Raw genomic sequence first — 12,957 nt, forward strand, 5'->3', positions numbered from 1 at the left:
CCCAGGAGGAAGCAATGGCTGAGCCCCTGTCCGGCGGAAACATGAATTCCGTGGAGCGCGACGGCAACACCGTCCTGCGTACGGCAGGCTCCTGGACGCCAACCGTCCACCGATACTTGCAGTATCTGGACCGGGCGGGCATCGACTGGATCCCACGGCCTGTCGCCATCGAGGGTGGGAGGGAACGGCTGAGCTTTGTTGCGGGGGAGGTGCCGCTGTATCCGTTGCCTGACTGGGTGTGGCACGAATCCGTCCTCATCGACGGAGCCCGCAGCCTCCGCCAACTCCACGACGCCAGCGTTGGCTTTGGTATGGACGGGGCGATGTGGCAGTCACCGGCAAAAATTCCCGCCGAAGTCATCTGCCACAACGACTTTGCACCCCACAACCTTGTCTTCCATGGCGGCCGCATGACCGGCGCCATCGACTTTGACATGTGTTCGCCCGGGCCGCGGCTGTGGGACCTGGCCTATTTTGCAACCCGGGCGGTTCCGCTGACTCGGGACACGCCGTCGAACGCGCCCGGGACGGACCAGGCACGGGCCCGCGTTCAGCTCATTCTGGACGCGTACGGTTCCGAGGCCAGCTGGGAGGACGTGCTGCGGGTTGCCATCATCAGGTTGTGGGACCTGGCGGATTTCTCTCGCAAGAAGGCCGCGGAGCTCGGCAAGCCTGCACTAAATGATGATGCCGAGATGTACGAACGCGACGCCCACTATCTCAGCCAGAACGCCGAGGAGAAAATCCTCTGCGCGACCCCCGCCGACACTGACAGCACGCAACACGTGAATACGCGAAAAACGTTTCCCCACACCTTTGCCGGTGACATCGCGTGTGGAGACATCGAGTACAGCGATGGCGGGCAAGTGGACACCGCCAAGCTCACGGCCCTTTACGCATCGGTGGGCTGGAGCAGTTACGCACAGTCCCCGGAAATGCTGGTTGCTGCCGTAGCCGGTTCCTCAAAGCTTGTCTCGGCCTGGTCAGGGGATCAATTGGTGGGCCTGGCCCGCGTCATTTCCGACGGCGCCAGCATTTGGTACCTGCAGGACCTTCTGGTGCGGCCGGACTTCCAACGGCAGGGAATTGGGCGGGCACTGGTACTCAACGCCTTGGAAGGCTATGGAGGAGTGCGCCAAAAGATGCTGCTAACCGATGATGAACCCGGGCAGAAGGCCTTCTACGAGACGCTGGGATTCGAGGAAACGGCCGCACATGGCGGCGGTACCTTGAGGTCCTTTGTCCGCTTCGATTGAAGTCCACAGTCGCCCACCAAGGGCGAAGGGGGAGTGGCGGGGGACCGCCGTCGTGCTCGAAAAATGATTCCCAGAAGCATCGAGCAGGAATGAAGAACGCAAGCCTCCTCCAGCATGCGACCATGGCACTAAAGTGGACTGCGAAGAAGACCTACGAAAGAGGCACCATGAGCATCGACGCTGAAGCGAACTACAGGACCACGGGGCAGCATGCAGCCGACAAACATGACTTGATTCGTGTGCAGGGTGCGCGGGTTAACAACCTCAAGAACATCAGCGTCGAGATCCCCAAGCGCCGTCTGACGGTCTTCACAGGCGTCTCCGGTTCCGGCAAGAGTTCGCTGGTCTTTGGCACCATTGCCGCCGAATCTCAGCGGATGATCAATGAAACCTACAGCGCGTTTGTCCAGGGCTTCATGCCTACGCTGGCGCGCCCCGACGTGGACGTTTTAGAAGGGCTGACCACGGCGATCCTGGTTGACCAAGAGCGGATAGGTGCCAACCCGCGCTCCACCGTGGGGACCGTGACCGATGCAAACGCCATGCTGCGCATCGTCTTCAGCCGGCTGGGGCAGCCGTACATCGGCTCGCCGCAGGCCTATTCGTTCAACGTGGCTTCGATTTCAGGGGCCGGCGCCGTGACCATCGAAAAAGCGGGGGAGAAGATCAAGGAGCGGCGCAGCTTCTCCATCACCGGCGGCATGTGTCCGCGCTGCGAAGGCATGGGCAAGGTCAATGACTTCAACCTCGACGCCCTCTTTGATTCCACCAAGTCCCTGTCCGAAGGCGCCGTCCTGGTGCCCAACTACAGCATGGACGGTTGGTACGGTCGCATCTTTTCGGGCTCCGGTTTCTTTGACATGGACAAGAAGCTGGGCAAGTTCACGAAGAAGGAACTCCATGACCTTCTGTACAAGGAGCCTGTCAAGATCAAGGTTGAGGGCATCAATCTGACGTATGAGGGCATCATTCCGAAGATGCAAAAATCCATGCTGGCCAAGGATGTGGACGCCATGCAACCGCACATTCGCGCCTTCGTGGAGCGCGCCGTCGTCTTCACCACCTGCCCTGAGTGCAGCGGCACCCGCCTGGCCGCACATGCCCGCAATTCCAAGATCGACGGCGTGAGCATCGCCGATGCCTGTGCCATGCAAATCAGCGATCTCGCCGCTTGGGTGCGGTCCTTGGACGAGCCGTCGGTGGCGCCGCTGCTTGGGTCGCTGGGGGAGAGCCTCGACTCCTTCGTGGACATTGGGCTCGGCTACCTTTCGCTGGACCGCCCCTCCGGCACCTTGTCCGGCGGTGAGGCTCAGCGGACCAAGATGATCCGCCATCTGGGTTCTTCCCTGACAGACATCACCTATGTCTTCGACGAGCCCACTATCGGCTTGCACCCGCACGACATTGCCCGCATGAACCAGCTCCTGCTGCAATTGCGCGACAAGGGCAACACCGTCCTGGTTGTGGAGCATAAGCCCGAGGCCATCGCGATTGCCGACCACGTGATCGACCTCGGCCCGCGGGCTGGGTCCGACGGCGGTGAGGTGGTCTACGAGGGCAGCCTCGAGGGGTTGCGGGCCAGTGGCACGTTGACTGGCAAGCATCTGGACGACCGTATGACGCTGAAGGATTCGTTCCGGGCGCACACCGGTGTGCTTGAGGTGCGCGGGGCCAATGAGAACAACTTGAAGAATGTGGACGTCGACATTCCGCTGGGCATGCTGACGGTGATCACGGGCGTGGCCGGTTCGGGCAAGAGCTCGCTCATCCACGGCTCCGTTTCCGGACGCGAAGGCGTTGTTACGGTGGACCAGGGAGCCATCCTTGGCTCCCGGCGCAGTAACCCCGCCACCTACACGGGCCTGTTGGACCCCATCCGCAAGGCCTTCGCCAAGGCCAACGGCGTCAAGCCCGCCCTGTTCAGCGCCAATTCCGAAGGTGCCTGCCCCACCTGCAACGGCGCCGGCGTCATCTACACCGACCTTGGCATGATGGCCGGCGTCTCCACCGTCTGCGAGGAATGCGAGGGCCGCCGTTTCCAGGCCGCCGTCCTCGAGTACCGCCTGGGTCGGAAGAACATCAGCGAGGTCCTGTCCATGTCGGTGGATGCGTCAGTGGAGTACTTTGCGGAAGGTAATGCCAAGCTGCCTGCCGCGCACAAGATTGTCGCCCGCCTATCCGACGTCGGACTGGGTTACCTCAAGCTCGGCCAGCCGCTCACCACCCTCTCCGGCGGTGAGCGCCAGCGCATTAAGTTGGCCACGCATCTGGGGGAGAAGGGCGGCATCTACGTCCTGGACGAACCCACCACGGGCCTGCACCTGGCCGACGTCGAGAAGCTTCTGGGGCTGCTGGACCGGCTGGTCGAGTCGGGGAAATCGGTCATTGTGATTGAGCATCACCAGGCCGTCATGGCGCACGCCGATTGGATCATTGACATTGGACCCGGTGCCGGGCACGACGGCGGGACTGTCGTTTTCGAGGGAACGCCGGCAGATCTGGTGGCATCGAAAGAGACGCTGACAGGCCAGCATCTGGCGGCCTATGTTGGCGCCTAACGGACCGTTGAATCACATGCCCCGCCCAGAGGGAGATTTCGTCAACTATGAACCAGATGGGAAGTCGCTTGGTGACGCTCTCGCTCCCGGGCAGTTGGTCATTCGCCAAGCCGTTGTGGCCGATATTCCACGGATAGTTGAGACCAACGAGCAATCGGGGCAGGATTCTGTGGGACTCTTTCCCCTCGCCGCAGCGATTTCGGATGAGGCGCGGCTCGTTGTCGTCGCATGTGCCGATGGGGTCATTGTCGGCTGGGCCAAGACCCATTTCTGGGCGCAGCCGGACGAGCTGGCTCCGGCTGGGCACTATTTGGGCGGTGTCAGCGTGAAGCCCGAATGGCGGCGGCGGGGGATTGGCACCGCCTTGACTGAAACACGATTGGCCTGGATCTGGGAGCGCGCCTCGACGGCCTCTTACGTTGTTAATGCAGCCAATCTTGCCTCTATAGACATGCATGCACGATGGGGTTTTCGGATGGCTGAGACCGCCGTAAAATTCCACACCACGGAATTTTTGGGAGGTGTGGGTCTACTCATGTCCGCCTGCCGCCCCAGGCGACGGGAAGACGTCACGGAAGTGGAATTAATGGGGGGAGTGGAATACCGCAAGCTCGAACTCCGGGCATATGACCCATGCTGGCCGGTCCGATATGAAGTCGAGCGGAACAAGATCGAGTCGTCGCTGGGCGGGCTTCCTGTGTCGATCGACCACGTTGGTTCAACATCTGTCCGTGGCCTAGCTGCAAAAGACGTTATCGACATCCTGATCACCGTTCCTGATATCACCGACGAGGAACATTATGTCAAGCAATTGGTTTCTGCTGGATACGAAATGCGCGTTCGGGAGCCAGGGCATCGTCTGTTGCGGACGCCTGCCAGGGACGTGCACATCCACGTGAATGAAGCCGAAGACGGGCATGCGGCAGACAAGCTGCGGTTTCGAGACCAGCTCCGTCGCAGCGACAATGATAGAAAACTCTACGAGTCAACTAAAAAGGCATTGTTACGGCGCGACTGGGTAGACATGAACGCTTACGCCGACGCCAAGACCGACGTCATCAGGGAAATCTTGTCGCACACAGAACCGACGCGTAGCGGCCAGTAGTAATGAAAAAGCCTGGAAACCCGATACTTTCTAAGATACTGCCAATGCGCCGATAATCTACATTATGTCAAGTAAAGTGAATCTTAACCCTGGAAGGGGCTGCCTTCCAGGGTCCTGTCCTGTCTCCTCCAAAGTGACGCAACTGAGGCGTGACCGGGACTGAAATTAGCGCTATGGGACGCTCAACCGAGGCGTCCGACGCTCTCGCCGGGTACCACGCTCCATCAGGCGTCCTGATGTTCAGGGAGCAATTCGCCAGCGCCTCAACAACCTCCCAACTGGCTGATTGCTGAATGATCCCATTTAAACGTGCCGAGCCCATCCGAGCACCCGCAGCGTTCAAGGGCCAACGCAATTTCGCGGGCCTCTGGTGGTGCACCACGATCCAACGCCACGTCGAATTCGAATCCTGGTGCGAACGCGACAACCTGATGTCCCTTGACTTCGACCCAGATGTCCCAGGTATCTCATCCCAGCCTTTTCGGATCACTTGGTCGCCACCACTCCCCCAGCATTCGGGTCAGCGTGGCCACCTGAATTTCTCGGATCTAACTGAATCCTCCAACCCAATAACGAATAGCAGCACCCAAGGTTTGGTCGGCGTTTGAATCCTAACGCTGTGCCGTATGTCGTCACCGTCCTACATGAAATCTGGGCGTAGTGTGTTCGGGTTGTATGGAATGAGGAACACCCGATCGATTGCAGCAGCTTCCTGCATAGTTCGAGATTCCGACACCGGGTGGATACCGTTGAGGCATGATCAAGCTTGCGCGAGCAACCGACACCGATTTGACCGAGATTTCAGAGTTCCTGCGTATCGCTGACCTGACGTTGAGTGGACTCGATTCAGCCACGGTGCATTTGTGGATCTTGCGGGATCAAACGTCGGGACATATCGCCGCCATGACCGGATATGAAAGCAGCGACGACGGCAATCATGTCCTTATCCGAAGCGTAGCCGTCGATCCGGAACTTCGCGGGGCAGGAATTGGGCTGGAAATCGCTCAATTCGCGATGGAAACAGCTGCCGCGGCTGGCGCCAAACGGGCCTGGCTGTTTAGCCGCAGGTCTGGCCCATTCTGGCAGAAGCTCGGGTTCTCGCCAGCGGACACGAATGATCTTGCGGCTGCCCTGGCCTTAACACACCAGGTGAAACTGTTTACTGAAACTGGGCAGCTCAGACGTGAAGTCGCTTGGAGCCGACAGCTCTGACACTCTTTTGAGCGTTCCGACCGGGCTATGTGGGTGCTCTATTGCCGGGAATTATTAGCGATTTTGGCCGAGGATGCCAATATTTTGTCGTTGGTTGATCCAATAGCGCCGCTTACCTTTACGGCTGTCCTCGTAGACGCCACCATTCTTTTCAATAGTGGCCCGGAAACCAAGCACCACATCTGCTTCAACGATCCACAGATAGGTACACGTCACATAGCCAGGTTTCCGCGGGTTCTCGGGCAGTGCGGCAGTAACAAGTTCGTCAACGAACCGGCCGAAGTGCAGCGGATCCCGGAGGTCTTCCAATGACCAATCCTCACGTCCGCCACCATCCTGGTGGGCCCCATCAAATTCAACGGCAGCCTCGAACCAGGAGGACTGGAAATTTACATTGGGGGTCATGTGGGTAGCAATCAACAGATCCTAGCCGACTACTTTTGCCCTTTCTGACACCGTGCAGAGTTCCGCAGCGACCACCGAACCATGATGTCGGCCCGCTCAGCCAAGGTTCAGCAGGCCGTTCCCCTGGCATCAGGTTTTCCTTCAAGCCTTGGGGAGTATTATGCGAAAGCGGAGCCAGTCATGGCTGACGTTGACCGGTAAGTTTTCGCAGAACGGGTGGTGGTGTTGTGGCTTGGACCAAGGTATCGAATGTTGCGCAGCTCAATGAGGCGCTGGCTTTCGGAGCCGAGCAGATCGAGGTCTCTGGAACCTTGAAGGGAATGCCGTCAGTGGCGCTGCCGCCCGGGGTTTCATTGCGCGGGGGTGAACTGGTGTTTGGTGGCAAGGGCCTGCGCCTCAGCAGCGACAACTCGGTGGAGGACGTCACCATCCGCACCTCCTTGCAGGAACTGGCCATCTACAACGATTCAGCCGTGGCTGATCTGGGCACGTTGCGCCTGAGAAACGTCACCAGCTATGGCCAGATCTACCTGTGTGCACAAGGCAATGTCCGTGCAGGCCGGATCGAGGCCGACGGCGTGCACGTCGCCGAGGCGGACACCCGCGGGCAGGCTGATAGGCCCACCGGATTTGGTGTGGAGGCTCTGCAGGGCGCGTTCACCGTGTGGAACCGCCAATCCGACGCCGGTGTGGCGCTTACAGCCCGGCTCGAGAACATCTCCGCGGGCAGCGAAACCACTCCGGTGCGCGGCGGCGGTGTTTTCGTGGGTGGCCACGGTGACACGGCAGGCATGGCCGACGGCGGCACCGTCACCGTAGAGCTGTTGTCCACGGGCGATGTTTTCTCCGACGGCGGGATTGCCCCGGGCACTCCGGATGTGATCAGCGGCGGTGTGTTCGTCATCAGCGGCGCCAAGGTGGCCGACGTCGTCAACCTCGGGACCACCACCACGTATGGCCAGAATGACATGGTCCTAGACAACTGGGGTGCTGTGGAGAACTGGACGGCCAAGGCGAAGGTCACCTCGCATGGACCGAGCGGAATCGGATTCGTCAATTTTGGCGACATAGGTGTGCTGACGGTTGAGGCGCCCATCGAAACCACAGGACTGGGTGCCCGCGGCTTCAACGTCTACGACGGATCACTGAACGAAGCAGTTTTCGACTCCATAATCACCACGGGCGATGGATCAGTGGGTGTCCAGGTCAGCCGCGAGCTTCCCAAGCTGACCATCAAGGGCAGCCTGTCCACTTCTGGCGGCACCGGCGAAAGCCTGGTCAAGGGAGTGCTGATGCCGCTGTCTGCGATTGCCCTGAGCGTGAAGCCCAGCGGCCACATCGGCTCCGTGAGCATAGGCGCGGATATCTCCACCGCCGGCGACGGCCTGGCCACCGTGGACCTCGAGGGCCCCGTGGACTCGCTGTCCGTGGGCGGAAAAATCATTGCCAATGGGGCGGGCGCAACCGCCGTTCGGCTCGCAGGCACGCAGGGCCCCACTCTTGACAGGCTCACGCTGGAAGCACCGAACGGCCAGCCCCTGCAAGCCTGACCACCCCAAGGGCAAGGCAACCGGTTCAGGCAGACTTCCCGCGAAGAGTGCCTGAACCCGGTAGCGCCAATTCCCTCGCCATCCCAAAAAATCGACTGAGCAGGACAGCCGCAGGCGAAAACCTCACTGGCTCCTCGCCGACGACGGCATCAGCAAAGTCATGATTGACGTTGACCAACTGCGCCGGAGCCGGCCCGCACGTCCTGGCGGCGGCTTAATTCGTTCTGTTCCAACCCTTCCGGATTACTTGGCCGGCACCACTCCCCCAGCATTAATACCCCCGGATTTCCTTTCGGGCTAGTGTGAGAGCCATGAAGAATCCCAGCCATCCGGCACAGACGACAACCGCCTATCCTCGGTGGTCATGGACAATCCCTGCGGCGGGTGGAGTGTCCTGGTTAATTGGGTTTATTTCAATTTTTCTGATTGCTCCGAGCAATGCCGGCGTCGACACGTGGACTGCCTATATGTTGTTCCAGACAGGGTCGAATTTTGGCAATATCCTTGCTCTAGTCCTATGGTCCTGCGCAGTCGTCATCACTGTCTGGCTTTGCTTACGAGGGTCGGCTTGGATTCCGGTAAGCGCTCTTTGCGCCTACGGGGTGGGCGCTGTTCTTTCGCTGTATCCCGCAGTGGTCATCGGAAACGCTGTATCCCATGTGGTCGCCATCGAGGACGGCTTCGCGTACCGCGACGGATTGGCCGGGCCATTGGCCACTTCCGGATTCATGGCGTTGGCTGCTGCACTGGTCCTTGCCATTCTGGCGCGCAAGTGTGGAACTCAAGAATCGCAATCAAGAGTTACGTCCCGGTAAACAGATCCGGTCAGCCTCCGCAGACGGGTAGCGGACGCTGCAGCACGATGTTCGGCTGAATGGCATGGACGATGAATTGCCGCTGGCCGTAAGCCGTGAATCAATGCGGTCAGGGAGGCCGCATTGCTTTGGGCGCGCGCCACAGCACTGCGCGACCGACGTCCGACGCCGGAAACAGGTGAGGATAAAATTTCCGTGATTCAAGGGCGTTTGAGTGTGGCGAGTGCCAAGCTACACCTTGCCAAGCAAGGCGACGCTTGCGTGGGTTTCACGCTTTTTGCGCCACTCAATGAATACCTGGAAATCTTCTACCTGGCAGTGGATCCAGATTCGTGAGGACGCGGAGTGGGAAGCACCTTGCTCGAAGGCGTCGAAGACTTGCCCGTACCGTCGGAATGGCAGCTCTGGAGCTATAGGTGGTCGAGGCTGACGGGCGAATCAGCGTGCCAACGAGGGAGTTTTGCTGCACCGATGCAGGTACTCTCTCGGAGACGTGGAAGTTTGAACCTGAGTCCGCGGGCTACACGCACATCTATCTTGCGGACCAGAGCACACCCGACGATCAGCTGCTTTCCTCAGTTCAATGCCCGACACCCGTGGGTCAGGTCAGGGCCGCTCTGGAGTCCACAACTCGTGTGAACGTCGTCGGACGCGCCTTCTAAAGTGCCACGCACTCCCTCTTTGCCAGTCGAGGTGGGATGCTAGTTCTGTGGACGAGAAAACAAGCACCAATAGGCCAGTCATTGCCATTCGTCCGTACAGTCTCGCCGATGCGGCAGACACCTTGTCCATCTTCCACGCCGCAGTGACCGAGACAGCGTCGGCCGATTACTCGCCGGAGCAGATTCAGGCGTGGGCACGGCCAGATGACCGAGACTTGTCCACGTGGCACGCCGCAATGCAAAAGCGCAACAGTTACGTGGCGACTGTGAATGAAGAGCCAGCCGGCTTCTCCGACGTAGATCTGCAGGGGTATATCGACATGATGTTCGTGGGGCCGCGCTTCCTACGCCTCGGGGTGGCACGCCACCTCCTCGCTCATGTGGAGGCCCATGCCCGTGCCGGGCTCCTGACGGAACTATCGGCCAATGTCAGCATCACGGCCCGGCCCTTTTTTGAGCGATTCGGGTTCGTTGTCCAGGCGGAACAACATCCTGTCATGGGCGGCGTGCAGCTAACCAACTACGCGATGAAGAAGAACTTGTTGGGCAACTGATCCGAACCGGAATCAGAATTCTGCCAGTGTCAGGATTCCCGCAGAGGATTTGATCTGCGGACAGGCCATAACTGGAAATAGCTTCGGAGGCACAAGGGCGGGTTTGGGCCGGTTCTAGTCGTGGAGGACGACTTGGTAGAGATTGTGATCCTGCCAGTCCCCGGCAATTTGCAAGTACCGTGGAGCCATTCCGATTTGCTGGAATCCCGCTTTCAAGAGCACGCGTTGTGAGCCCGCATTATGGAGGAGCGTGCTCGCTTCTATTCGGTGCAGTCCGAGGTCGGCACGGGCTGTTTCTACGATCGCTCGGACGGCAGCCGATGCCAGGCCACGGCCTGCATATTGGCCGTCCACCCAGTAGCCCAGCCCTGCACTTTGAAATGGGCCGCGGACGATTCCGGCCAAGTTAAACCGGCCCACCAGCACATCGCCAGCGAACAGCCCAAGGGGATACCCCGCTCCGGTTTCTGCCGCAACCAGGCGGTGGGCGATATCCGCGGCCTGCCACGTCTCGGTGTAATAATCCTCCGGGCGGACTGGCTCCCACGGCGCCAAGTACTCACGATTGCGCGCATAAGCAGAAGTAAGTGCTGAGGCATCTCCTGGGCGCAGCAAACGCATGATGATATTTTCATTAAGCTGGCGCGAACTAAACACAGCTAAACACTACCTGCGATCACCGTTAGCCTCCTCTTAGATCCTCGGCGAGCATTACGATGATGCCGCTGGGGCCACGGACGTAACTGAGTTTGTAGACGTCTTGGTAGGTGGCCACGCCACGAAGTGGGTAGCAGCCGTGGCTTGCGGCGATTCTAAGCGCAACGTCGATATCGTCAACAGAGAAAGCAACACGGTGCATGCCGATTTCATTGGGCAGGGTGGGTTCAGTTTCGATGGCGTCCGGGTGAAGGTATTCGAAGAGCTCAAGACGACCGGTACCATCGGGTGTTTGGAGCATCGCGATTTTGGCATGGTTGCCATCCAGTCCGACGGCGGTGTCGCTCCACTCTCCGCTGACCGTATCCCGGCCGACCAGGGTCAGCCCGAGGTCCGTAAAGAAGGCGATGGTCGATTCCAGATCCCTTACGGCGATGCCGACGTTCTCGAGTTTGATGGGCATAGGCGGAATTTTATCAGATGAGGACATTCCAGTAGAGTCCGGTACTGGGCTCCGTCCGGCCTGAGGTTCGGTGCAACATCACAGCCACACTGAGGAATGATCCATTATGCGCGTTATCCCAGCGGTGTTTGTAGCATTGGCTATTGCCAGCGGACTTTTGATTCCCCGTGTAGATTCGCTGTACTTGCTAGGCCATGCCGCGGCAATGGTCTTTGCACTAGCTACGCCCCTTTGCTATTGGTGGCGGCTTCGCAGTAATCCGCAGAAGAGCGACGGCGTGAGTCGTTTTCTGTTGATTGGTCTAGCAATCCTCGGGCTACTTTCCGCTGTGGCCAGTGGACTTTTACTCTCCATGGGAAGCTCCATGGCAGCGGCGGGCGATATCGGTGGAATGTTCTTGTGGGTTTGTTCCACTTGGGCATTGCTCATTCTGTCGATTGCTGCGATTTTTGTGAATGCTCCCCGTTCATCCGGTCTGAGTGTGTAGCTCCGCAATGAGGACTCGCATCCGGACCGTGCCATCGTGGATGAGCACGGCACCGAGGTCCTGATACCCCCACCGGGCGTACATTTGGCGCGCCTTCTCGGCCTGCTCATAGACACCCAGGACAACATTCAATTCGGTACGGTGCTCGAGCGCCGAGGCTAGGGCGGACCTCGCAATGCCCTGGCCCCGATAGTCAGAGTGGACAGCTAGCTCATGCACCACCACGGTATTGCCCGGATCCGAGACCATGTTGGTGATCCGAAGATCTGTAGTGACCATTGATGAGAGAGTCCCCTCCCAGGAGTCGTCGCCCTGAAGTCCGTGGACCAGCGCGAACCCAACAGCTCTCTCCGCGCAGCGAGCTATCGAGAGCCTTCCGCCACCAAGGGCAAGCAGGTCCGGGCCCCAGTTGACTATCTCAGCAAGAGAAACCGAGTCCTCAAAATATGGTGCAACCGAGAACGCTGAACTGAAGATTGCAGCGACCTCCACCCAAACTGACGAGGGGGCAACGCCGTCGAACGTCTCATAGACAGGCAACAATGCAACTGGAGGATTCAGCATTTCTACATCCTAAAGGTGACTCTTGACTCAAACGGCGGCCAGGCGGTCAGGGTGCTCTGCGAGCCCGTTCCTCCGCTGTGCGCAGTGAACCATTCCCGCACCACTGACGTATTACTGGATGAAGGCATCTTTTGCCGTATCAGCACAGAATCAGCGTCGTATCTTCGAGGAAGCATGGGGCACCACATGAGCGCATCGATCCCACAACGCCATGATCTTCTCGGCATCGTACTGCGGTTGCTGATTTCCGCCGCTCTGGCCATTGACGCAGTGGTCCATCTGCGGCTCGCTTCCTACTACCAGAGTGCAGCCCCGGCAGGCATCGGCCAGGGCAATCTGTTCCGGATAGAGGCCGCCGCTGCGATCCTTGCCGGACTCTACGTTCTGCTTCGCGGCAGCCGTCCGGCCTATGCGGCCGCCTTTATTGTTGCCGCCGGCGGTGTCGTGGCGGTCTTGCTGTACCGCTACGTCAATGTGCCGGCATTCGGCCCGTTCCCGGCCATGTATGAGCCCATCTGGTTCTTCCAAAAGTCGCTCAGTGCAGTTGCGCAAGCAGCGGCAGCCGCACTGGCCGCCGTCGGACTCTTCAGGCCTCGCCACAGCAAAACACTGCGTCGATAAACAATATCTGGCCAGCTGAACCATCCGGGCCCATACTGCGTATTAGCG

Annotated in this window: 14 protein-coding genes; 10 read left to right on the forward strand and 4 right to left on the reverse strand. The window is 59.5% G+C overall.

What is annotated here, in order from left to right:
- Window positions 1-14 precede the first annotated feature (14 nt).
- From AS189_RS20760 to AS189_RS11860, 4 genes are all read left to right on the forward strand, one after another.
- Entirely contained in the window at window positions 15-1,256 is a 1,242-nt protein-coding gene (locus tag AS189_RS20760; RefSeq protein WP_237759830.1) for a GNAT family N-acetyltransferase, read from the forward strand.
- 167 nt (window positions 1,257-1,423) lie between these two features.
- Window positions 1,424-3,814, forward strand: a complete 2,391-nt coding sequence (locus AS189_RS11850; RefSeq protein WP_062293554.1) for an ATP-binding cassette domain-containing protein — start codon at window positions 1,424-1,426, stop codon at window positions 3,812-3,814.
- 16 nt (window positions 3,815-3,830) lie between these two features.
- On the forward strand, window positions 3,831-4,919 hold the full coding sequence (locus AS189_RS19430) for a bifunctional GNAT family N-acetyltransferase/GrpB family protein (RefSeq protein WP_082634257.1): 1,089 nt from the start codon (window positions 3,831-3,833) through the stop codon (window positions 4,917-4,919).
- Window positions 4,920-5,675: 756 nt separating this feature from the next.
- Complete coding sequence (locus tag AS189_RS11860) at window positions 5,676-6,131, forward strand: GNAT family N-acetyltransferase (RefSeq protein ID WP_062289073.1); 456 nt, start codon at window positions 5,676-5,678, stop codon at window positions 6,129-6,131.
- A gap of 54 nt (window positions 6,132-6,185) precedes the next feature.
- Here AS189_RS11860 and AS189_RS11865 read toward each other — a convergent pair whose 3' ends face one another.
- Window positions 6,186-6,536, reverse strand: a complete 351-nt coding sequence (locus AS189_RS11865) for a hypothetical protein (protein ID WP_062289075.1) — start codon at window positions 6,534-6,536, stop codon at window positions 6,186-6,188.
- 227 nt (window positions 6,537-6,763) lie between these two features.
- Here AS189_RS11865 and AS189_RS11870 point away from each other — a divergent pair, with 227 nt between their 5' ends.
- The 4 genes from AS189_RS11870 to AS189_RS11890 all read left to right on the forward strand — a co-directional run bounded on the left by AS189_RS11870 (window position 6,764) and on the right by AS189_RS11890 (window position 10,117).
- Window positions 6,764-8,086, forward strand: a complete 1,323-nt coding sequence (locus tag AS189_RS11870) for a hypothetical protein (protein ID WP_062289078.1) — start codon at window positions 6,764-6,766, stop codon at window positions 8,084-8,086.
- Window positions 8,087-8,397: 311 nt separating this feature from the next.
- Complete coding sequence (locus AS189_RS19955) at window positions 8,398-8,901, forward strand: hypothetical protein (protein WP_129587258.1); 504 nt, start codon at window positions 8,398-8,400, stop codon at window positions 8,899-8,901.
- Window positions 8,902-9,024: 123 nt separating this feature from the next.
- Entirely contained in the window at window positions 9,025-9,237 is a 213-nt protein-coding gene (locus tag AS189_RS11880) for a hypothetical protein (RefSeq protein WP_062289085.1), read from the forward strand.
- 373 nt (window positions 9,238-9,610) lie between these two features.
- Window positions 9,611-10,117: a GNAT family N-acetyltransferase gene (locus AS189_RS11890; protein WP_062289091.1), complete on the forward strand. Its 507-nt coding sequence runs from the start codon at window positions 9,611-9,613 to the stop codon at window positions 10,115-10,117.
- A gap of 114 nt (window positions 10,118-10,231) precedes the next feature.
- Here AS189_RS11890 and AS189_RS11895 read toward each other — a convergent pair whose 3' ends face one another.
- Both AS189_RS11895 and AS189_RS11900 read right to left on the reverse strand, forming a co-directional pair.
- Complete coding sequence (locus tag AS189_RS11895; RefSeq protein ID WP_062289095.1) at window positions 10,232-10,738, reverse strand: GNAT family N-acetyltransferase; 507 nt, start codon at window positions 10,736-10,738, stop codon at window positions 10,232-10,234.
- A 61-nt stretch (window positions 10,739-10,799) separates the two neighbouring features.
- Window positions 10,800-11,237, reverse strand: a complete 438-nt coding sequence (locus AS189_RS11900) for a VOC family protein (RefSeq protein ID WP_062289098.1) — start codon at window positions 11,235-11,237, stop codon at window positions 10,800-10,802.
- Window positions 11,238-11,343: 106 nt separating this feature from the next.
- On the opposite strand from AS189_RS11900, the gene AS189_RS11905 reads away from it, so the two are divergent.
- Window positions 11,344-11,724 (forward strand): hypothetical protein, encoded by a 381-nt coding sequence (locus AS189_RS11905; protein ID WP_062289102.1) that lies wholly within the window; start codon window positions 11,344-11,346, stop codon window positions 11,722-11,724.
- Here the strand turns inward: AS189_RS11905 and AS189_RS11910 are convergent.
- Window positions 11,704-12,288 carry a GNAT family N-acetyltransferase gene (locus AS189_RS11910; RefSeq protein WP_062289105.1) on the reverse strand — a complete coding sequence of 195 codons (585 nt, stop codon included), beginning with the start codon at window positions 12,286-12,288 and terminating at the stop codon, window positions 11,704-11,706. The two genes, AS189_RS11905 and AS189_RS11910, sit on opposite strands and share 21 nt — an antisense overlap.
- 186 nt (window positions 12,289-12,474) lie before the next feature.
- Here AS189_RS11910 and AS189_RS11915 point away from each other — a divergent pair, with 186 nt between their 5' ends.
- Window positions 12,475-12,909 (forward strand): hypothetical protein, encoded by a 435-nt coding sequence (locus tag AS189_RS11915; protein WP_062289108.1) that lies wholly within the window; start codon window positions 12,475-12,477, stop codon window positions 12,907-12,909.
- Window positions 12,910-12,957: the final 48 nt, after the last annotated feature.

Origin of the sequence: Arthrobacter alpinus (assembly GCF_001445575.1) — a bacterium.
In the GTDB taxonomy this organism is placed as follows: domain Bacteria; phylum Actinomycetota; class Actinomycetes; order Actinomycetales; family Micrococcaceae; genus Specibacter; species Specibacter alpinus_C.